Here is a 21159-nt window from a genome sequence, read left to right as displayed (position 1 = left end):
TCGCCTTCGCTTTGCAAGATCGGCAATATCAGTGAATGTAGCGACTGCGCGTGCGTACGTGTTTCAGGCGCGCATGCAGATAACGGCTGTGAAGCGCCGATGCGCCGATAAGTCCGCCCGCGATGGCGGCCACGATCAGAAAGGCATCCATATATCCCCCTCGGAAAGATCACCTTGATTCAGCCGGAATTGGCCTGTCTACGCTCATGCAAGTCACATGCCATGCAGGGTGCAGAAGTGTTTATCGGCTGATTAGTAGAAAAAATAACATGTTTACAAAATGAAAAGTTCGACCAAAAGCAAAAATCATTTGATGCAACAACACAAAAAAGCACGATCGTAATATTTTGTCCTATAATCTTCGGATTACCTACAACGATGAGACGCCGCCATGCCTATTCCTGCCATCTTGCAAAACCTTCGTTTGCCCGTGATTGCCTCGCCGATGTTCATCGCCAGCAGCCCTGCGCTGGTGGCGGCCCAATGCAAGGCGGGCATCGTCGGTTCCTTCCCTGCGCTCAACGCGCGCCCGGCGGAACAGCTTGATGTCTGGCTGACGCAGTTGCAGACGGAACTGGCGGAATACAAGGCGGCTAATCCCGATGCCATCATCGGCCCGATCGCCGTCAACCAGATCGTGCATCAATCCAACGACCGCCTCGCCCATGATGTGGAAGTCTGCGTGAAGCATCGCGTGCCGATCATCATCTCCAGCCTGCGCGCACCACCGAAGGAAATGCTGGACGCCATCCACAGCTACGGCGGCATCGTGCTGCACGACGTGATCTCGATCCGCCATGCGCAGAAGGCGCTGGAAGCCGGCGTCGACGGTCTGATCCTGGTGGCGGCCGGCGCCGGCGGCCATGCGGGCGCACTGTCGCCGTTCGCGCTGGTGGGCGAAGTGCGCAAGTTCTTCCACGGTCCGCTGATCCTGTCGGGTGCGATTGCCACAGGAGATGCGATCCTGTCGGCGCAGGCCATGGGCGCCGACCTGGCTTATATCGGTTCGCGCTGGCTGGCGACCAAGGAAGCCAACGTCACCGATGAATACCGCCAGGCCATCGTCGACTCAACCGCGGCCGATGTGGTCTATACCAACCTGTTCACCGGCGTGCACGGCAACTACCTGAAGAAGTCCATCGTCAACGCCGGACTCGATCCCGACAATCTGCCGGAAGCGGACAAGACCAAGATGAATTTCGGTTCCGGCGGCGACACCAAGGCCAAGGCATGGCGCGACATCTGGGGTGCGGGTCAGGCAGTGGGCCTGATGGACGACGTGCCGACAGTGGCCGAAATGGTGGATCGTCTGGAAAAAGAATACGCTGCAGCGCGTCAACGGCTCGCTATTTGAGCGGCTGCCGGCGATGTGGTGCATCGTCGGCAAAGCAAGCACTGGCGCGGCTTTGCGAACCGCGCCGTCATCTCTGCCCTGCGGCTCCGACAGACAGCTTCTGTCGGACAAGCGCATGGATTGCAAATGACTTTGTAACTAAGCACACTTCTCCGGCACTTCTTTCCCACTTGTATGTCGTACTGGTTCAGACACCATACACGTGAGGATTTTATGACCAGCTTTCTCCGCACCAGAAAAGACCGCCATCCAAAACCGGAAAACAAAGCCCGTCTCCCCCATGAGCATGATCAGTCCGGCGACAGCCAGCGCAGCGACGTCGATCAGAAAGAGATGCGCCGCGCCTATCAGGACATCCGCGAAGGCCAGGTGGATACCGATCTGCGCGGCAGCGGCGGACTGGATGAGATGAACAAGGGCGCCGGCAAACGCGCCAGCGAAGCCCCGCGCAAGGATGATCCTTACGAGAAGTCGCACTGAATCCGATACGGATCAGAGGGATCAGAAAATGCCCCGGAGCAGCGCGGGAACAGCGCGCCTTGACAGAAAATCAAGAGACCAGCCAGTAACGCTTGCATCGCTGACATGAGGACGCAGACCGGTGAAAACCGGTCGTCGGCATACAACGATGCCTACCATACGCCGCTTGCGAGCGGCGTATTGCATTTGCGCTTTACAACTGTGAATCCGCAATCCAGTCGCGGATAATGCGAAATAATTCCTGCGGCTTTTCCATCGGAGTCATGTGGCCGCAATCGCGCACGATCTCAAAATGCACAGCCGGAATGCGCTGCGCCATTTCTTCCGACTCTTCCACCGTCCGCAAGCGATCTGCATCGCTCGCCACGATCAGCGCCGGACAGGCAATGCGGTGCAGATCGGCGTAGCTGCCATCACGCAATGTCGACAACTGGCGCAGGAAAACTTCCTTGCCGTTGGCCAGCGCCATGGCTTGCAAACGTTGCAACAAACTCTGGTCCGCTGCCCGATCGGGATGCAGCGACGAAGCCAGCGCGCGCGAGGTTAAACCTTTGAACGGCGTCTTTTCCGCCAGAGCGATCTGGGCCAGCGTGCCGGCCGATTCCTTCTCGCTTTGCGGGCGTGAAGACGTGTTCAGCAAACCCAGGCCGAGTATGCGCTCAGGCGCTTTCAAGGCAATCGCCTGCGCCACGAAACCGCCCATCGAAAAGCCGAACAGCACGAACTTGTCCGGCGCCGTCGACAACACGCGGTCGGCCATCGCGGAGATGGAATCATCCAGCCCCAGATTGCCGAAATGCAGATTGCCCAACGTAGCAAGATCGGACCGCATGTCATCCCACAAGGCTTCGTTCAGCATGAAGCCGGGCAAAAAAACCAGATCGCGCATGTTCTTTTTCTCTTTCCTTGTCCGGAGTATTACTTATTGGCGTCGGCACCAGCCGACGCTTCTTTCTTGCGGGCTTGCAGGGTCATGACTTCGCCGTCGACCGCAAACAATTGCAAGGTCTTGCCGTCAATCTTGTAACGGTCCAGCGCCTGCAGCTTGTCGAGGAAGGCCGATTCGAATTCCATCGCCTGCGGCATGCAGGCCATGCGTGTGGCAGCAGCGTGGCCGATGGTAAGACGGCTGCCGTCGCGCAGCACGTAGGGCGCACTGAATCGATTGCACCAGGCGCGGCCGCTGACGCTGGCCTCTTTGCCGTTGTCCTGAAAATTCAGGATGACCGGCTCGCCATTGTCACCATGCGGAATTTCGTGGCCGGGCCAGCTGGCCAGTTCCCATTGTGACGCAGTCAGGTCCGCACTTGCTGTCGTCGATGAGGTCGCACACGCTGCCAGCATCAATGAGGCCAGCGTCACAGCGATGATTGCCAGAGATCGTTTCATGTCCGTACTCCTTGTTAATTTCATTTCAATCCGCCTATTCCAACCACTTCGCACGGCTTGCAGCCAAAGCCACGGCGACACACAGCACGCCGATAAACGCCAGCGCCGCCTGCAAACCAAAGCCATGCGCCAGAAAACCCACCACCGGCGGGCCAATCAGACTGCCGCTGTAACCCAGCGTCGCCACGCCCGCCAGCGCAATTGCGCCATGCCGTCCCGCCGCACTGAACACAAATGGAAATACCAGCGCCACGCCGGTGCCGGCTATTGCAAAACCAAGAATCGCCAGCGGAATGCCCGGCGCGGCCACCGCGACAAACACGCCCACACTGGCCAGCAGTGAACTGAATCCAACCACCTTGCGCGCGCCCCAACGTTCCTTGAGGCGATCGCCGACCAGCCGCGCCAGCAGCATCATGCCGGCGAAAGCGGCGTATGCCAGCGGTGCGCCGCCGTCACCCGCACCCATATGATCCTTCATGTACAGACTGCTCCAGTCGGCAATCGATCCCTCGACAATGGCGCCGCAAAAACCGATCAGACCGAGCGCCACCAGATGGCCGTGCGGGATGGCGAAAATCTTGCGATCCGCACTTGGTTCCGGGCGGTCATTGGGCAAAGCCTTGTAGCCCCAGCGCAGCGGCAAGAGAAACACCAGGCTCAACACCAGAAAATGCCATATCGGCGCGATCTCGAAGGATGCCACGGCACTGCCCAGCAGGGCGCCGCTGAAAGTACCGACGCAAAACCAGGCGTGCAGCAGTGACATGATGGAGCGTCCGGCTTTTTTCTCGGCCACGGCGCCAAGCGCATTGATGGCGACATCGAAGCAGCTGGATGCGGCGCCGTACACCATGCTGAACAACATCAGCACCGGCAGGCCGGGCGCGCAGCCGATAGCCGGCAGCGACAACAGCAGCATCAGTCCCGCATACCACGCCGTGCGGCGCGCGCCGTAGTGCGCGTTGAGCCACGCTGCCATCGGAAACGAACCGACCGCGCCGATACCGCCGCACAGCAGCACCAGACTCAAGGTCGCCGCATCGAGTTGCAGATTATCGCGAATCGAAGGAATACGCGCGGCCCAGCTGGCGTACAGCAAGCCCAGCAGGAAAAAGAAAAATGGAATGGCGATCTGCCGCCATCGCACGCGCAACGCCGAAGCGCCGAGACTTTCAGTCAGGTCGGTTGTCATGCAATCAAGAGAGGAATAAACTTCTGTCAGCCGCCATTATCTCGCATCCGCCGCTATCGCTTTTGCATTCTGTGCATTCCTTGCGATTTCATACGATTCGGATGATGTTTTTTCATCGCGCCCGCCATGCCTGTTCTGCCCGCCTGTTTTTTTGCCCGCTATTACTTGCTGCTCCCGGTGCTGTTCCGTTTTTTGCATGACCGACCTGACCGCCCCTACCGCTCCGCCCCCTATCGCCACACTGACACTTGAACGGCAAGCCATCGATGCGCTGCTGGCGCTGCAACATCTGATCGACGACTACACGCCGGAACACGAAAGCCGCGTCGCCAACCTGGCGCTGCGCATCGGCCGGCAACTGCAACTGCGCGACGCGCAACTGGAAGCACTCTACCTGGCTGCGCGCGTGCACGATATCGGCAAGGTCGACATCCCGCTCGATATCCTCAACAAACCCGGCAAGCTCAGCGATGCCGAATTTGCATTGATCAAGACGCATGCACAGACCAGCTACGACGTGCTGAGCCGCATCACCTTCACGCTGCCGGTGGCGGAAATCGTCTACGCCCATCACGAATATCTCGACGGTTCCGGCTATCCGCGCGGCTTGCGCGATGAGCAGATCATGCTGGAGGCGCGCATCCTGACCGTGGCCGACATTGTCGAATCGATGTCGGAAGACCGGCCCTATCGCAAAAGCCTGGGCCTTGATGCAGCGTTGGCGGAGATCCGCCGCCTGCGCGGCACGCGTCTCGACCCTGCGGTGGTCGACGCCTGTCTGCAGTTATGTGCCGATTGAACGGCAATCGCATCGCGTCATCAAGCCAACAACAAGAATCGGCGCAATCCGCTACACTCTGAGCAGCGCGGCGGCCGGCATCAGCTGTCCCGGCGCACCATAAAAAACCAGACGGCGACCAGCCGTCGATGCTCAAGAGACAAGCCATGCACGATCCGACTGCAGCCTCCGATCAGGCGCGCACCACTTCCGCTGCACATCACGACTTCATCACGCGCCATCCGCTGCTGACGGCGCTGGCCTTGTCGCTGGGGACTGCCATCGCACTCGGCGTGGCGCGCTTCTCTTATGCATTGTTGCTGTCGCCGATGCGCACCGATCTCGGCTGGCCCTATCTGATCGCCGGCGGCATGAACACCGGCAACGCTCTCGGTTACTTGCTCGGCGCACTCGCCACGCCGCCGCTGACGCGCCGCTTCGGCACGCACAAGATGCTGATCGGCGGTGCGCTGGCGACGGCATTCTTCATCATCCTGTCAGGGCTGTTCATCGACACTGCAACCCTGCTGTTCCTGCGCATCGTGACCGGTGCGGTCAGTGCATTCATCTTTATTACCGGCGGCATTCTGGTGACGCGGCTGGCGGCCCTGCATCCGCAGCGCGCCGGATTTCTGTTGGGTGTGTTCTATGGCGGCAGCGGCATCGGTATTGTGATTTCAGCGTGGCTGGTGCCGCTGACGATTGCCGCCGCCGGCGCCTATGGCGTGGCGCACAGCTGGCAATGGGCGTGGCTGGCGATGGGTATCCTGAGCCTGATCGCCACCGCCTTCATGGCGCCGCCGGCGCTGCGTATTCCCGATCTGCCGCAGCAGGCGCGCGGCGCGGGACGCGTTCGTTATCGCAGCCTGGGTTTCGGCCTGACCGGATATTTCATGTTCGGACTTGGCTACATCGGCTACATGACCTTCGTCATCGCGCTACTGAAAGAACAAGGCATGCCGGCCGGCATGATCACGCTGTTTTACACGCTGCTGGGTGTGGCAGTCGTGGCGTCGTCGCGGCTGTGGGCCGGCATGCTGGACAAGTTCAGGGGCGGCGAATCGCTGGCTATCCTCAACGCCCTGCTGAGCGTCGCCACGCTATTGCCGGCGGTGACGGCGGCGCCGGTGGCTGTGTTCATTTCCGGTCTGATGTTCGGCGGCGTGTTTCTCTCCGCAGTCGCGTCGACGACCGCGCTGGTGCGGCATAACCTGCCGCCGGCCAGTTGGTCGGTCGGCATCAGCGCCTTCACGATTGTGTTTGCGGCCGGACAGATCGTCGGGCCGAGTATCGTCGGCTGGATCGCCGACCGCAGCGGCGGTTTGCAGCAAGGACTGATGTTTTCTGCGGCGGCCTTGCTGATCGGCGCTTTGCTGGCATGGCGGCAGCGTCCGCTGAATCTGCCGGAAAATTAAGCGACCGGTTTAAGGCCGGCAAGGCCAGCGTCGAGGAGAACAATCTCCACCTGGCTCGCCTTGCCGAGGATGTCCGTCAGAAAATGCATGCCGACGTGCGTGATGATTTCCACAATCTCGGCATCGCTATAGCCGGCGCTGCGCACTTCAACCAGATCGAGCGTACCGATTTTTCCTTTTTTCTCAAGCAGGCCGCGCGCAAACGTCATGGCTGCAGCGATGCGCGGATCTTCGCGGATACCGATTGCCCGCGTTGAGGTAATGCTGGCAAGGCGCGCGCGAACCGGCGCCGCCAGCGCGCCGTCATCGGCGATGTCGCGCAAGCCGAGGAAAGCGCGCAGCGCGGCCGGGGAATTGGCGAGCACTCTCAGGAAGTCCGGCACCGTGCCGAACCGGGCCTGAATGGCGGTGAGCAGTTCCGCCTGTTCCTGGCTGACGCTGCCGCTATCGCCGTCGATGAGTCTGATGCGTGCCATGAATACGGCCTTGACGAAAAATAGGGAGAGAAGAAGTGTCCCTGATCTCGGGCATAATCCGAATACCCTGAAATCACAATTAGCCATTACAAAAACGGGAATAATATGGACCGACTCGAGTCGATGGCGATTTTTCTTGCGGTGGTCGATGAAGGCGGATTTGCCGCCGCCGCGAGAAAAATGAAGATCTCGCCGCCTGTCGTCACGCGCGCCGTGAGCGATCTGGAAGCCGCCATCGGCGTGCGCCTGCTGACACGCACCACGCGCATCGTGCGCGTTACCGACGTCGGCGCGCGCTATGCCGAAGACTGTCGCCGGGTGCTGGCCGACATCACCGAAATGGAAGACCTGGCCGCCGGCGCCCATGGTGCGGTACGCGGCCGCCTGGTGGTGACGGCGCCGGCCCTGTTCGGCCGCATGTATGTCACGCCGATCGTGATGGAGTATTTGCGACGCTATCCCGAGGCCGAAGTTGAATGCCGTTTCGCCGACCGCATCATCAACATGATGGATGAAGGCATCGACGTGGCGATCCGCATCGGCCATCTGCCGGATTCCAGTTACCAGGCCGTCCGCGTCGGCTCGGTCCGGCGCGTGACGTGCGCTTCTCCGTCTTATCTCGAAAAGCACGGCACGCCGCTGGTCCCGGACGATCTCAGGCAGCATGTGATTGTGTCGTCGAACGGCATCGCGACCTCGCCGGACTGGCGCTTCACCAAGGGCGATACCCCCACCATCGTGCGCGTGCAGCCGCGCATGACGGTCCTCTCAAACGATGAAGCCATCATCGCCGCGCTGGGCGGCTTCGGCATCACGCGCGTGCTGTCCTACATGGTGGCGCCGCATCTCTCGGATGGACGACTGGTCGAAGTATTGCGCGAGCATGAAACACCGACCCTGCCTGTGCACGTTGTGCAGCACGAAGGCCGCCACGCCGCGCGCAAGGTGCGTGCCTTTCTTGATCTGGCGGTCGGCGAACTGCGTGGGGAGCGCCCCGCAGAGGATTAAACTGAGGACACTGAGGCCCGCGGGGCAGGATTATTCTCGAACCGGGAATAGTCCATTGTCCTTGGCGGCGATTCTCTTCATCTGCGTTATCGGTAAAACTGGCGACTCCTACAACCCACCTGGAGCTGCCATGAAACTCTACTACCACCCTCTGTCCGGCCATTCGCACCGTGCTCACCTGTTTCTCTCGTTGCTGGGAGCGCAACATGAACTGGTCCTGGTCGACCTGAAAAAGGGCGAACAAAAATCCCCTGAACTGCTGAAGCTCAACCGCTTCGGCCAGGTTCCCGTACTGCAAGACGGCGATACCGTCGTCAGCGATTCCAACGCCATTCTGATTTACCTGGCCAAGTCGCTGGGCCGTTCCGACTGGCTGCCAGAAAATCCGGCTACTGCTGCAGCAGTGCAACGCTGGTTGTCGGTGGCTGCCGGCGAGATCGCACGCGGTCCTGCCGCCGCCCGTCTGGTTACCGTATTCGGCGCACCGATCGACGCCGACGACGCGATCCGCCGCGCCCATGCCATCCTGACGCTGGTGGAGCAGGAACTGTCGACGCATCCGTGGCTGGCTGCGGAACACGCCACCATCGCCGACATTGCGCTCTACTCGTATATTTCCAGCGCCCCCGAAGGCAACGTCGATCTGATCGCTTATCCGCACACCCGTCAATGGCTGGCGCGGATTGAGGCGCTGCCCGGCTTTGTGGCGTTCCAGAAGACTCCTGTCGGCCTGGCCGCATAAAGAGACCGATCATGACTTCGACACAGCCGACACCAGCAATGCATGCAACATCAGCCATGTCTGCAACCTCAGTCGCGCCTCCCGGATCACCCTGGCACGACGGCGAGTTGACGCTGCAGCGCAGTGTCGGCGCCGTCGAACGCATGGCCGGTCCCGGCCGCAATCAGATGGCGCGGGCCTGGATGCCCGATCAGCATCGCGAGTTTTACGCCCAGCTGCCGTTTGTCATCCTGGGTGCGGTTGATGCCGAAGGCGAAGTATGGGCCACCTTGCGCGCCGGACGTCCCGGCTTCATGCACGCCGACGCAGCGGAGAAACTCACGCTCGAGCTGGCGCGCGAGCCTCTCGATCCGGCCGACGCGGGCATGGAGGATGGCGACGGTATCGGCATGCTGGGTATCGAGTTGCATACCCGCCGCCGCAATCGCATGAATGGTCTGGTGAGCCGGCAGTCTGACGATCGTTTCCACATTGATGTGACTCAGGCGTATGGCAACTGTCCGCAATACATTCAGTTGCGCCAATACGAATTCACGGATACGCCGGCCGGCCCGGTGAGCAGACTGTCCGCACTCGATGCCGACGCTGCCGCCATGATCCGTGCAGCCGACTCGTTCTATGTCGCCTCGTATGTGATGCGCGACGGCAAGAAGCAGGTCGACGCGTCGCATCGCGGCGGCAAGCCGGGATTCGTGCGTATCGGCGACGACGGCGTGCTGACCATTCCGGATTTCTCCGGCAATCTGTTCTTCAACACGCTGGGAAATTTCTTGCTGAATCCGCGCGCCGGCCTAGTGTTTGTCGACTTCCGCAATGGCGACTTGCTGCAGCTGAGCGGACGCGCCGAGGTCATCCTTGACGCACCTGAAGTGGCGGCCTTCATGGGTGCGGAACGCATGTGGCGTTTTACCCCGCAACAGGTCGTGCGCAGACCTGCCGCGCTGCCGCTGCGCTGGATTGATGTCGATGCCGGCGCGTCCCCCAATGCCCTGATCACGGGAAGCTGGGAAGATGCTGCCTCCCGCCTGAAAGCGGCTGAACTGGCGACGCAATGGCGGCCGTTCCGCATCAGCAAAATCGTCGATGAGAGCCCCGCCATCCGTTCGTTCCATCTGCTGCCGGACGACGGCGCCGGCATGCCGGGCGTCGCCGCGGGACAGCATGTCTCGGTACGGCTGCCGATGCCCGGCGGCGATACGCAGATCCGTCAGTACACCCTGTCGAGCGCGCCGTCGGACGCGTTCCTGCGCATCAGCGTCAAGCGCCAGGGATTGTTTTCCGATCATCTGCACACGACGCTCAAGGTCGGCGACATCATCGAAGCGCGCGCACCGGCGGGCAATTTCACCATCGACGCCTCAGTGCGCCGTCCCGCCGTGTTGCTGGCGGCAGGCGTGGGCGTGACGCCGATGCTGGCGATGCTGCGGCACCTCATCCATGAGGGCATACGCAAGCGCTACCAGCGTCCGGTGTGGCTGTTCCAGTCGGCCCGCAGCAAGGCCGAGCTGGCCTTCAGCGAAGAGATCGCGGCGCTGATCAACGCCGGCAAGGGCGGTGCGCGCCACGTGCGCGTGGTGAGTCAGGCCGACGAGGGCATGGATGCCACCGGACGCATCGACATCGCCTTGCTGAAGCAGACGCTGCCTTTTGATGACTACGATTTTTATCTGTGCGGACCGGCGGCATTCATGCAGCAAATGTATGACGGCTTGCGCGCCATGAACGTGACCGACGCGCGCATTCATGCCGAAGCCTTCGGTCCTTCCGGCCTGCAGCGCCAGGTCGACGAGCAGGCGCTGCAAGTCCCGCTGAAATCCGCTGCGGCCACCGCAATACCGGTGCTATTCATGCGCTCGGCCAAGGAAGCGCGCTGGACGTCCGAAAGCGGTTCGTTGCTGGAACTTGCCGAACAGCGCGGCCTGAATCCGGAATCCAGCTGCCGCGACGGCCGCTGCGGCACTTGCCGTACGCGGGTGCTGCAAGGTGAAGTGACTTACGCGAAGACACCCGATTTCGCCGTGGCAGCGGATGAAGCATTGATCTGCTGCGCCATGCCGGCGGAGGGTTGCACGACGCTGCATCTGGAACTGTAGTCAGCCCGCCATGCAGCGTCGATGCAGCGTCGATGCATCAATGCATCGGCGTCAGGCCAGATGCTTGCGTAACGAAGTGATCAGCGTCTGGCACGCGTCGTCGGTACCGACCGTGATGCGCAGAAACTGATTGATGCGCGCGCTGGTGAAGTGGCGCACGATGATGCCGTCGCCGCGCAGCAATGCCGCCAGTCCTGCCGCATCATGTTGCGGATGGCGCGCGAACACGAAATTGGCCGCCGACGGCAGCACCTCAAAACCCAGCGCCGTCAGATCCGCCACCATCTTGCCGCGGCTGGCGATAACCGCCTTGCGGGTGGTGTCGAAATGTACGTCGTCTTCCATCGCCGCCGTCGCGCCGGCAATCGCTATGCGGTCCAGCGGATAGGAATTGAAACTGTTCTTGACCCGCTCCAGCGCGCTGATCAGATCGGCATGGCCGACCGCAAAGCCGACGCGCAAGCCGGCCAGCGAGCGCGACTTCGACAGCGTCTGCACCACCAGCAGGTTCGGATAGCGCGCGACCAGATCGATGGCGCTGTCGCCGCCGAAATCGATATACGCCTCATCGACAATCACCACGCGGTCCGGATTACCGGCCAGCATGCGCTCAATCGCATCCAGCGCGAGCAGGCAGCCGGTCGGCGCGTTCGGATTCGGGAAGATGATGCCGCCGATGGCATCGCCATGGCCGAGGTAATCGTCGACGCGAATCGAGAAGTCGTCCGCCAGCGGCACCGCGCGATAGGCCACTTCATACAGACCGGCGTAGGTCGGATAAAAACTGTAGGTGATGTCCGGGAACAGAATCGGCGCGCCGTGCTTGAGCAGCGCCTGGAAAGCATGCGCCAGCACTTCATCGGAACCGTTACCGACGAACACTTGCTCGGGCGACAAGCCATGGCGTCTGGCAATCGCCAGCTTCAGCGGCTCGGCATCGGGATTTGGGTACAGGCGCAGGTTGTCGCCGACTTCCTGCGCCATCGCGGCAACTGCCTTGGGCGATGGGCCGTAAGGGTTTTCGTTGGTGTTGAGCTTGACCAGATTGCTGATCTTGGGCTGTTCGCCAGGGGTGTAAGGCGTCAGGCGGCTGACGATGGGGCTCCAGAATTTGCTCATGGGAATGGTTTTCGGCAGGTTCGACGTAAGGTTTGCGGGAAAACGCCTATGGTAACAAACCCCGCGCCGGCGCGAAGTGAAGATAAAGCTGCAGATAAAGCCCATGGCAGCGTCAACTAAGCCCATGCCTTGCGCATTAATGGCATGCGCAAGGAGGGTTGCGCAGGTTCCCGGCGGCAATGCCGGCCGACTCCATCACAATAAATTGATAAAGAGCACTCGCATGGCTGAAGAATTCGAAGTCCCAAGTCCGCACGAACATCATCTGGAACACGTTACCGAACATGCCCACGGCAGCGGCGACAACTTTGCCGGCAAGATCGCCGTCATGACCGCGATCATGGCGACCATCGGCGCACTGTTCAGCTACCAGGCCGGCTCCACGGAAAGCGCCGCCGCCATGAACAAGAACAACGCCGCCATCAAGAAAACCGAAGCGGCCAACCAGTGGAATTATTACCAGGCCAAATCCAGCCGCCAGAACCTGGCCGAACTGGCGGCGACCATTCCCGGCGTCGATGCGGCGAAATACACGGCTGCGGCGGAACGCTACAAGTCGGAGAAGGAGGACATCCGCAAGGCCGCCGAAAAACTGGAAGAAGAATCCAAGGAATGGGACGAGCTGTCCGAAGTCAAACTGCACCAGCATCATCGCTGGGCACAGGCCATGACCGCGATTCAGATCGCGATCTCGCTGGCGGCCATCACACTGCTGACGCGCAAGAACTGGCTCAAGCGTATTTCCTACACCGCCGCGGGCGCCAGCGTCATCCTCGGCACGCTGGCGGCGATGCATATCTGAGTTAAACCTGCTCTGGCTCCTGCTGCGAGGGCAGGCTTCAGGCTTTGGCTTCGATGTGGTAGGTCCCCCAGGGACAAAGAGCAAAACGCGCGCTGATCGGCTTCTCCATGATGTCCGGAAAGCTGTCTGCGTCATACACCGCCCACAAGGGCCCCAGTCCACCCAGCGGAATCGCCTTGCCGTCCAGATGCGTGGCGACGATGAAGCGATACTTGCGAATGTCTGCCATCGCCACCTGCACCGCATAACCGTCGACGGCGCGCAGCAGTACATCGCTCGCCGCTGCCGCGCCGGCGGCGTTGACCACGTCGCTCAACAGGGGGCCGCTCAGCACGTGCTGCTTGTTGTCGTATTCCAGCGTGGGCTTGATGGTGGTCTGCGGTAAGGCGCTCAGGGATGCAAAGTCGAAGGTGTGGGCGCGATTGAATTGCAGCTTCTGCTTGGCCATCATCTGATCCAGCGCCGGGTCGAGCGCGCCGCGATTGCCTGCGCCGATAGCCCCGGTAATGGTCAGCAGCACCGGGCCGGCTTCCTTGCTGCTGGCGCAGGCGGCTTGCTTCTTGTTTGCTGCGATGGCGAGGCTGCTCATGCCGAGCAGACCGGCGGCGAGAAATTGTCGTTTCTTCATGATCGGTCTTTCCTTTTTTCTGCACAAACGATGCATCGCATGATGCCCGATAAATGTCCATTTCGGACATAAAAAAAGCGGACCGCGGTCCGCTTTTTCATTCCTGCCAAGAATAGGCTTAAGCCTGATCTTTCGGCGGACGACCACGCCAGTAACCCGCCAGCATCGAACCCGACAGGTTGTGCCAGACCGAAAACAGCGCGCCCGGCAGTGCCGCCAGCGGCGTGAAGTACAGCTTGCCCAGTGCAGCGGCCAGACCGGAGTTCTGCATGCCGACTTCGATCGCCAGCGTACGGCAGATGGCTTCGTCGAAACCGAGCAGGCGACCGCCCCAGTAACCGCCGAGCAAACCCAGGGCGTTATGCAGGATCACGCCGATCAACACCACCAGACCGACCGAAGCGATGCTGGCCTGGCTGCCGCCGACCACCGCGGAAATGATCAGCAGAATCGCAACCATCGATACCAGCGACAGGTAGGGTTCGATACGGCGGATCAGTTTGCTGGCGAACAGGTTCAGCACCAGGCCGACCACGATCGGCACCACTACGATCTGCACGATGCTCATCAGCATCGCGTGGGCGTCGAAGTGAATCGATGCATCGACATACAACTCGGTCAGCAGCGGCGTGGCGAACACGCTCACCAGCGCCGACAAGGTCGAGATCGTCACCGACAGGGCGACGTCGCCACGCGACAGATAGATCATGACGTTGGACGCCGTGCCGCTGGCGACGCTGCCGACCAGCACCATGCCGGCGGTCAGGTCAGGCGGCATGCGCAGCAGCTTGGCGATGATCCAGGCCGCCAGGGGCATGACCAGATAGTGCAGTACGATGCCGGCGGCAACCGGCGCCGGACGCTTGACGATGCGTTTGAAATCATCCAGCGTCAGCGTGACGCCCATGGTCAGCATGATCAGCGTCAGCAGGCTGGTGACGTGCGGCCCGATCGGGGTGAAGGTGGATGGCGAGAAGTAAGCGGCGGCGGACAGCAACAGCGCCCACAGTGGAAACAGGCGGGTAAGGCTAGCAAGCATGATAGATCGATCGTTTAGACGCTCGGACAGAAGCGCGGAGTAAAAGAGAAATAGCGAGAAATTATGTTTTTGTTTTTCGACATCTCCGCCGGTTGCGCGCAATGTGGAATGCAATACGGGAATTCAGTCATCGGCAGATAAACAGATATGCAGATACGCTGATGAACCGATGAACACATGATCAGGAAAACAAACAGGATGCGGCAGCAGCAGCGGATAGGATGCCGTCATGCCGGTCCGGCGATGCATCTTGTGGATGCCTCGGGAGCGCTATTTTAACCGCGCCCGGAAATCCTTGCTGGCAGGCGCTTTGCGAGCTGCCCGTTGCCTATGTAGCCGGTACATTGTGCAGCATATCAACCCACGCATTTGAACATCACGACGCTCTTTGACGGCCACACGCCGAAAACGCCGTCAGACGTTTCAGCACCGGTCAGCTGCATCCGCTTGCCGCGCTCCCTGCAATACGCATCGGCCCTGAGCGCTGCGCTGGCGGCGGCGCCGTCGTTGCCGTTCAGGCGCGACTGCCCGGCCACCATATAGGTGTCGCGATCGAGCTGTTGAACGGCGCCGCCGGACGAGCAGGCCGACAGCAGCGAAAGGAAGAGTCCCGTACACAGGCGATGCAGCTTCACGTTTTCCCCGACTGGCATTGCGATGAAGACGCAAGGCTAGCCTACAAATCGCCACCACGCCTGAATGTAAAGAGTGCCGTTACATTGCCTTTACAAGATGCGTCCGTGCACCGAAGCGCCAGGAGGATCAGCGTCCGACCTGGCTTTTCAAGGGAATCCATCGCTGATTCTGCGCCTCATAGATCGTGAAGGAGGGATTGCGCAGATTTCCTGATGCATCAAACGAGATGACGCCGGTCAGTCCCCGATGACTGATCTGATGCAGCACATCCACCACTTTCTTCGTTTCCAGCGAATTGGCTTGCCGTATTGCTGCGATCAGCACCTGGGCTGCATCGTAAGAAAAGGGCGTCATGCCGTAGACGTTGAAATCGAAGCGCCGCGTATATTCCGCTTCAAACTTCTTCCACCCGGCCATCCTGTCGAAGGGAATCCCGCTCTCCTGAGAGATGACGCCGGTGGCGGCGGTCCCCGTGGAGATGAAGAAGGAAGGTCCGACAATCCCGATCATGGAAGTGACGAGCCTGGCCTTCACCTCCATGCGCTGCATGCTCTGCGCAAACATGCTGGTCTGCGCCGAATAGCCGCCGAAATAGATGACGTCCACGTCTTGCGCCTTGATGCGCCGCAGTAGCTCTTCAAAGTCTGAAATCACGGGACTGATGGTCTCTCGCACGGCAATGAGAGCGCCATTTTCCCTGGCGATATCGGCGAAGCGGGTCGTGATGCCGACGCTGAAAAGCGTGCCGGTGTCGATGACGGCAATACGGCCGGCATGCAGATCTTTGACGATGAACTCGGCCAGATAAGGCGCCGATTCGTCATCCGCACCAACGGTCCGAAAGGTCGTGCGGTAACCCATCTCTGTAAATTTGCGCGCCGTCGCCGCAGGCGATATCTGCGGAATCCCGGCAGTCGCATAAATCTTTGCGCCGGCGATGCTCGTTGCGCTGTTGGCGCCGCCGATCACGCCGATTACGCCGGCATGCACCAAGACATTGGCAACATGTTGCGCGCGCCCGGGATCGCCCCGGTCATCCATGCGTACAAGTCGGAACAGGATCCGCTTGCCGTCGATCTTATAAGGATTGCGATTGGCTTCGGCGATGGCCAGTTCCGCTGCATTCGCCATGCTCTTGCCAAAGGTTTCGGAGATGCCGCTCAGCGAACCGGAGAAGCCGATCAACACCGTCTGAAAATCGTCCGCACACGTATGCGTAGAGACGGAAAACAATGCAACCAATATCCCTGCCCTGTAAAAGCGGCTTAAAAATAGCATCTCACCTCCGCATGATTTTTTCGTGATCAAAATGACATCTCTTATACCTCACGAGAACCGCCGCCACGATCAAAAAAATACGAAATCCGAGCATCATTACAAACTGTCACAGAATCAATTCCCGAAAGCAACAACGCCCCGCAAGCGGGGCGTTGTTAACAATCAGCGTATGACGTATTGCGTGTTGCTACATGACGATGCGCATCCGCTCAGCGTGTGACCGGCTTGTAGCGGATACGCTTCGGCTTGGCGCCTTCTTCGCCGAGGCGCTTCTTCTTGTCGGCTTCGTATTCCTGATAGTTGCCGTCGAAGAAGGACACCTGCGAATCGCCTTCGAACGAAATGATGTGGGTGGCGATACGATCCAGGAACCACCGATCATGGCTGATCACCAGCACGGTGCCGGCGAATTCCAGCAGCGCATCTTCCAGCGCGCGCAGGGTTTCGACGTCGAGGTCATTGGACGGTTCATCCAGCAGCAGGACATTGCCGCCTTGCAGCAGGGTCTTGGCCAGATGCAGACGGCCGCGTTCACCACCGGACAAGTTGCCGACGATCTTTTGCTGGTCGCCGCCCTTGAAGTTGAAGCGGCCGAGGTAAGCGCGCGACGGCATTTCGAAACGGCCGACCGTCAGGATGTCGGCGCCGCCGGCGACGTCTTCGAACACGGTCTTCTTGTTTTCCAGATCTTCACGCGACTGATCGACCAGCGAAATCTTCACCGTAGGTCCGAGCACCAGTTCGCCGCTGTCCGGCTGTTCGCGGCCAGCCAGCATGCGGAACAGGGTCGACTTACCGGCGCCGTTGGGGCCGATGATGCCGACGATGGCGCCTGCCGGAATCTTGAAGTTGAGGTTGTCGATCAGCAGACGATCGCCGTAACCCTTGCTGACGTTCTTGAATTCGATGACTTCATTGCCCAGGCGCTCGGCCACGGGAATGAAAATTTCCGAGGTCTCGTTGCGCTTCTGGTATTCATGTTCGCTCAGCTCATTGAAGCGCGACAGACGCGCCTTGCTCTTGGCCTGACGGCCCTTGGGATTCTGGCGCACCCATTCCAGTTCCTTGGCGATAGTCTTCTGACGCGCCGATTCGGTCGCTTCTTCCTGCTTCAGGCGGGCTTCTTTCTGTTCCAGCCAGGACGAGTAATTGCCCTTCCATGGAATACCGTGGCCGCGGTCCAGTTCCAGAATCCATTCGGCGGCGTTGTCGAGGAAGTAGCGATCATGGGTGATGGCGACGACGGTGCCCGGGAAGCGCAGCAGAAACTGTTCCAGCCAGTCGACCGATTCGGCGTCCAGATGGTTGGTCGGTTCGTCGAGCAGCAGCATGTCGGGCTTGGAGAGCAGCAGCTTGCATAGCGCGACGCGGCGCTTTTCACCGCCGGACAGCACGCCGATCTTGGCGTCCCATGGCGGCAGGCGCAACGCGTCGGCGGCCATTTCCAGCTGCTGGTTGAGGCTGTTGCCGTCGGAGGCGGAGATGATCGCTTCCAGGCGCGCCTGCTCGGTGGCGAGCGCGTCGAAGTCGGCGTCTTCTTCGGCATAGGCCGCATACACCGCGTCGAGCTTGGCTTGCGCTTCAAACACTTCGCCGAGAGCGCTTTCGACTTCCTGACGCACGTTTTTTTCCGGATCGAGCTGCGGCTCCTGCGGCAGGTAGCCGATATTCAGGTTCGGCGCCGGTGTTGCTTCGCCTTCGATTTCCTTGTCGATGCCGGCCATGATCTTGAGCAGCGTCGATTTGCCCGAACCGTTCAGGCCGAGCACGCCGATCTTGGCGCCGGGGAAGAAGGACAGCGAGATGTCTTTCAGGATCTGACGCTTCGGCGGCACGATCTTGCCGACGCGGTTCATAGTGAATACGTATTGAGCCATGTTTGGATGCCAGGTAATGAGATAAGAGAATACTTGTGATGCGGCGGCGTTTTCCGGACGGTTGGAACTGCTAAGCGCCGGCCGGACGGGCCTTGGCTGACCACAGCCGCCACAGTCCTTCCAGAGAGTATACAGCCAGCGCGCTCCAAATCACCATGAATCCGGTCAGGCGCGGTCCGTCGAAGGGTTCGTCATAGATGAAAACCCCGGTCAGCAGCTGCATCGTGGGGGAAATGTATTGCAGCAAACCCAGCAGCGACAAGGGAATCCGGCGTGCGGCGCGGGCGAACAGCAGCAGCGGAATCGCCGTCACCGGTCCCGACAGCGCCAGCAGGATTTGCGACGACAGCGATGCCTGGAGGAAGCCGTTGCTGCCGTGCAGCGCGGAGACGACAAGCACCACCAGCACCAGCGGCGAAAGCAGGATGGTCTCCAGCGCCAGTCCTTCCAGCGCGCCGAGATGCGCGATCTTGCGCAGCAGGCCGTAAATGCCGAAGGTGGCGGCGATGGTCAGGCCGATCCACGGCAAGGCGCCGTTCATCCACGTCAGCCACAGCACCGCACCCAGCGCCATGAACACCGCCAGCCATTGCAAGGGACGCAACTTTTCCTTGAGGATGACATAGCCCAGCAGCACACTGACCAATGGGCTCATGAAGTAGCCGAGGCTGGCGTCGACGATGCGGCCGCTGTTGACCGCCCATACATACAGCACCCAGTTGCCCGACAAGAGCAGGGCGCTGATCAGGAACCCCAGCAACACGCGCGGTTTGCGCGCGACTTCGCCAAGCCAGGCCCACTGGCGTTTCCAGCTCAGCACGACAATAAGAAACAGCAGCGACCAGAAAATGCGCTGGAGCACGATGTCGAAGGAGCCCACATCCTGCAGCAGTTTGAAATAAAGCGGGAACAGCCCCCACAGGAGGAAACAGCTTATCGCGTAAAACATGGCGACCTGGAAATAGGAAAAGTGGAATGACAAAAATGAAAGCGCCGCGAAAACTCATGAAAGTTTCGCGGCAGCAACGCCATTATCTCAGGATTCCTCTTTTCCGGCTGGCAGAACCCGGGCGCATCAACGGATTGGATCAAAGCGCAACAATAAAGCGCCCCTTGATGCGTTGGATCTCGCAATCCACTTGTGCTGCGCGGCGCTCGATCACGAACACGTCGGCGCCGCCGATGGTGATCATCGGGTGATGCCAGACGCCGCGCCGGAGCGTGACGCCCTGGCCGGGTTCGACGATGAAGGCCTGGATGGCGTCTTCATCCGGTGTATCCAGCGTATCGCTGCCTTGCGTCACCACCACCAGCACACGTCCCTGCCCCATCGGCACGAAGCTCTGGCTGCCCAGCAGATGCCGCTCGAACATGGTCAGCGCATACGGCGCGACATGCGTGCCGTCCTGCGTGCGAAAAATGGCGACGCAGACTTCGCCGCCCTGCTCGCTCACGTCCAGCTGTGTCAGATCGTCGAAACGTTGCGCGGTGCCTTCATTGATGGGTGTACTGCCGGACTGCACTCCGGCTGGCGCGATGACATCGCCGAACGGCGCGAACGCCGCCGGCGTCAGCGCCTGCGCCACGATGACTTTGCCGGCAGACGACTCAGGCGAGTTCATCGATGAGCTTTCTCGACAAGCGGATCAAGGCCTGGTCGCTGCCCAGCGGTCCAATGATGGAGAAGCCGAACGGCGCGCCGTCGAGCGTCATCAGCGGCAGCGAAATTTGCGGGCAACCCGACAGGCCGGCCAGGCACAGCATGCGCACAGCCTGGTTGCGGTAGTTCTCCAGCACCTGTTCCGATTCGCTCAGCAGCGGCGCGATGTCGGGCATGGTCGGCAGGACGATCACGCGATCGCTGCCGAGCAGGCGCAGGAAATCTTCGCGGAAACGGTCGCGCACGTTGCTGTGTTCTTCCATCTGCTGCGGCGTGATCTGACTCGACCAGGCGAAACGTTCGGCCACGCCGGGGCCGAGTTGCAGGTCGTGGCGGACGATGGTTTCACCATGGCTTTGCCAGGCTTCGTAACCCTGGATATAACGGAACGACCAGTACAAGGCTTCGAACGACGGCGTGGCGGTCTTGACCGGCAGCGGCGTGCCGATCACGCCGCCGAGACGTTCCAGCGTCTGCATGAACACCGTCTGCACGCGCGGTTCCAGCAGCGCCAGCACGTCGGCCGCGACCAGCACCTGCGGCATCGACGGCGCGCCATCGGGCAGCAGGCAGGTGTCTTCACGCAGCAGCACTTCGCCCACGCGCGAGAAGCTGTCGATGTCGCGCGCAAACCAGCCGCAAGTGTCGAACGACGGCGCCAGATCCATGCAGCCTTTGAGGCTCACACGGGCATGCGTCGGACGCAGGCCGATCAGCCCGCAGTGGCTGGCGGGAGCACGTACGGAACCGCCGGTATCGGTCCCGAGTGCAACGTCCGCCAGCCCGTTGGACACTGCAGAGGCCGACCCCGAACTGGAGCCGCCTGGAATCCGGTCAGGCGCGCCGCCGTTGCGCGGCGTGCCGAAATGGGCGTTCTTGCCGTTCATGGAAAACGCCAGCTCGTCGGTATAGGTCTTGCCGACGAACTTGGCGCCCGCCTGCGCCAGTGCCACGACCGCCGGCGCCGACGACGTCTTCACGCCCGACATGGCCAGCATGTGCGGATTGCCGCAGCCGGTGGGAAAACCGGCGACGTCGAAAATGTCTTTCACCGCCAGACGCAAGCCCGACAGCGGGCCTGCCGAGATTGCTGTCGAAGCGGGTGCGGGATAGGGAACGAAACAACGTGCGGCTTGAGCGTCGGCGGACATGGATGATTCTTTCGGACGTAAGAAGGATGAAGCAACAAG

At 60.8% G+C, this 21159-nt stretch carries 22 protein-coding genes; 8 read left to right on the top strand and 14 right to left on the bottom strand.

What is annotated here, in order from left to right; genetic code table 11:
- Window positions 1-28: 28 nt before the first annotated feature.
- Window positions 29-151 carry a hypothetical protein gene (locus AC1RN6_RS05300; RefSeq protein ID WP_493003623.1) on the bottom strand — a complete coding sequence of 41 codons (123 nt, stop codon included), beginning with the start codon at window positions 149-151 and terminating at the stop codon, window positions 29-31.
- Window positions 152-391: 240 nt separating this feature from the next.
- Here AC1RN6_RS05300 and AC1RN6_RS05295 point away from each other — a divergent pair, with 240 nt between their 5' ends.
- Together AC1RN6_RS05295 and AC1RN6_RS05290 are read left to right on the top strand one after the other, a co-directional pair.
- Window positions 392-1354 carry an NAD(P)H-dependent flavin oxidoreductase gene (locus AC1RN6_RS05295; protein ID WP_493003622.1) on the top strand — a complete coding sequence of 321 codons (963 nt, stop codon included), beginning with the start codon at window positions 392-394 and terminating at the stop codon, window positions 1352-1354.
- Window positions 1355-1567: 213 nt separating this feature from the next.
- Window positions 1568-1834, top strand: coding sequence for a hypothetical protein (locus tag AC1RN6_RS05290; protein WP_493003620.1), 267 nt, complete (start codon window positions 1568-1570; stop codon window positions 1832-1834).
- A gap of 193 nt (window positions 1835-2027) precedes the next feature.
- Here AC1RN6_RS05290 and AC1RN6_RS05285 read toward each other — a convergent pair whose 3' ends face one another.
- The 3 genes from AC1RN6_RS05285 to AC1RN6_RS05275 are packed head-to-tail and all read right to left on the bottom strand — an operon-like array spanning window position 2028 to window position 4418.
- Entirely contained in the window at window positions 2028-2723 is a 696-nt protein-coding gene (locus tag AC1RN6_RS05285) for an alpha/beta fold hydrolase (protein ID WP_493003618.1), read from the bottom strand.
- Between the two features lie 29 nt (window positions 2724-2752).
- Window positions 2753-3223 carry an META domain-containing protein gene (locus AC1RN6_RS05280; RefSeq protein WP_493003616.1) on the bottom strand — a complete coding sequence of 157 codons (471 nt, stop codon included), beginning with the start codon at window positions 3221-3223 and terminating at the stop codon, window positions 2753-2755.
- A 34-nt stretch (window positions 3224-3257) separates the two neighbouring features.
- Window positions 3258-4418 (bottom strand): MFS transporter, encoded by a 1161-nt coding sequence (locus AC1RN6_RS05275; protein WP_493003614.1) that lies wholly within the window; start codon window positions 4416-4418, stop codon window positions 3258-3260.
- Window positions 4419-4614: 196 nt separating this feature from the next.
- Here AC1RN6_RS05275 and AC1RN6_RS05270 point away from each other — a divergent pair, with 196 nt between their 5' ends.
- Window positions 4615-5217 carry an HD-GYP domain-containing protein gene (locus AC1RN6_RS05270; RefSeq protein ID WP_493003613.1) on the top strand — a complete coding sequence of 201 codons (603 nt, stop codon included), beginning with the start codon at window positions 4615-4617 and terminating at the stop codon, window positions 5215-5217.
- 146 nt (window positions 5218-5363) lie between these two features.
- Window positions 5364-6611, top strand: a complete 1248-nt coding sequence (locus AC1RN6_RS05265) for a YbfB/YjiJ family MFS transporter (protein ID WP_493003612.1) — start codon at window positions 5364-5366, stop codon at window positions 6609-6611.
- Here AC1RN6_RS05265 and AC1RN6_RS05260 read toward each other — a convergent pair.
- Complete coding sequence (locus AC1RN6_RS05260) at window positions 6608-7087, bottom strand: carboxymuconolactone decarboxylase family protein (protein WP_493003610.1); 480 nt, start codon at window positions 7085-7087, stop codon at window positions 6608-6610. The two genes, AC1RN6_RS05265 and AC1RN6_RS05260, sit on opposite strands and share 4 nt — an antisense overlap.
- Before the next feature lie 105 nt (window positions 7088-7192).
- Here AC1RN6_RS05260 and AC1RN6_RS05255 point away from each other — a divergent pair, with 105 nt between their 5' ends.
- The 3 genes from AC1RN6_RS05255 (at window position 7193) to AC1RN6_RS05245 (ending at window position 10930) form a co-directional block, all read left to right on the top strand.
- Window positions 7193-8095, top strand: a complete 903-nt coding sequence (locus tag AC1RN6_RS05255; RefSeq protein WP_493003608.1) for a LysR family transcriptional regulator — start codon at window positions 7193-7195, stop codon at window positions 8093-8095.
- Window positions 8096-8225: 130 nt separating this feature from the next.
- Window positions 8226-8837 carry a glutathione S-transferase family protein gene (locus AC1RN6_RS05250; protein WP_493003606.1) on the top strand — a complete coding sequence of 204 codons (612 nt, stop codon included), beginning with the start codon at window positions 8226-8228 and terminating at the stop codon, window positions 8835-8837.
- A 56-nt stretch (window positions 8838-8893) separates the two neighbouring features.
- Window positions 8894-10930 (top strand): 2Fe-2S iron-sulfur cluster-binding protein, encoded by a 2037-nt coding sequence (locus tag AC1RN6_RS05245; RefSeq protein ID WP_493004722.1) that lies wholly within the window; start codon window positions 8894-8896, stop codon window positions 10928-10930.
- 51 nt (window positions 10931-10981) lie between these two features.
- Here the strand turns inward: AC1RN6_RS05245 and hisC are convergent, their stop codons facing one another.
- Window positions 10982-12049 carry a histidinol-phosphate transaminase gene (hisC, locus tag AC1RN6_RS05240; protein ID WP_493003604.1) on the bottom strand — a complete coding sequence of 356 codons (1068 nt, stop codon included), beginning with the start codon at window positions 12047-12049 and terminating at the stop codon, window positions 10982-10984.
- A 223-nt stretch (window positions 12050-12272) separates the two neighbouring features.
- Between hisC and AC1RN6_RS05235 the strand changes: the two genes are divergently transcribed.
- A complete protein-coding gene (locus AC1RN6_RS05235; RefSeq protein WP_493003602.1) occupies window positions 12273-12851 on the top strand; it encodes a DUF4337 domain-containing protein in 579 nt (192 codons plus the stop codon).
- A gap of 37 nt (window positions 12852-12888) precedes the next feature.
- On the opposite strand, the gene AC1RN6_RS05230 is transcribed toward AC1RN6_RS05235, so the two are convergent.
- From AC1RN6_RS05230 to AC1RN6_RS05195, 8 genes are all read right to left on the bottom strand, one after another.
- Window positions 12889-13479, bottom strand: a complete 591-nt coding sequence (locus tag AC1RN6_RS05230) for a putative pterin-binding protein (protein WP_493003601.1) — start codon at window positions 13477-13479, stop codon at window positions 12889-12891.
- A gap of 118 nt (window positions 13480-13597) precedes the next feature.
- On the bottom strand, window positions 13598-14518 hold the full coding sequence (panS, locus tag AC1RN6_RS05225) for a ketopantoate/pantoate/pantothenate transporter PanS (protein ID WP_493003599.1): 921 nt from the start codon (window positions 14516-14518) through the stop codon (window positions 13598-13600).
- Window positions 14519-14874: 356 nt separating this feature from the next.
- Entirely contained in the window at window positions 14875-15153 is a 279-nt protein-coding gene (locus AC1RN6_RS05220) for a hypothetical protein (RefSeq protein WP_493003597.1), read from the bottom strand.
- A 127-nt stretch (window positions 15154-15280) separates the two neighbouring features.
- Window positions 15281-16387: a branched-chain amino acid ABC transporter substrate-binding protein gene (locus tag AC1RN6_RS05215; RefSeq protein ID WP_493003595.1), complete on the bottom strand. Its 1107-nt coding sequence runs from the start codon at window positions 16385-16387 to the stop codon at window positions 15281-15283.
- Window positions 16388-16641: 254 nt separating this feature from the next.
- Window positions 16642-18309, bottom strand: coding sequence for an energy-dependent translational throttle protein EttA (gene ettA / locus AC1RN6_RS05210; protein WP_493003593.1), 1668 nt, complete (start codon window positions 18307-18309; stop codon window positions 16642-16644).
- A 70-nt stretch (window positions 18310-18379) separates the two neighbouring features.
- Window positions 18380-19258 (bottom strand): EamA family transporter RarD, encoded by an 879-nt coding sequence (rarD, locus tag AC1RN6_RS05205; RefSeq protein ID WP_493003591.1) that lies wholly within the window; start codon window positions 19256-19258, stop codon window positions 18380-18382.
- Window positions 19259-19397: 139 nt separating this feature from the next.
- Window positions 19398-19931, bottom strand: coding sequence for an ureidoglycolate lyase (locus AC1RN6_RS05200; RefSeq protein WP_493003589.1), 534 nt, complete (start codon window positions 19929-19931; stop codon window positions 19398-19400).
- Complete coding sequence (locus AC1RN6_RS05195; protein ID WP_493003587.1) at window positions 19918-21120, bottom strand: amidase; 1203 nt, start codon at window positions 21118-21120, stop codon at window positions 19918-19920. Before AC1RN6_RS05195 ends, AC1RN6_RS05200 begins: the two co-directional genes overlap by 14 nt.
- Window positions 21121-21159: the final 39 nt, after the last annotated feature.

The sequence above is a fragment of the Herbaspirillum sp. GW822-FHT03A08 genome, from assembly GCF_058801885.1.
The sequence above is the reverse complement of the archived record's forward strand: the minus strand, read 5'-3'. Positions and strand labels throughout refer to the sequence as shown.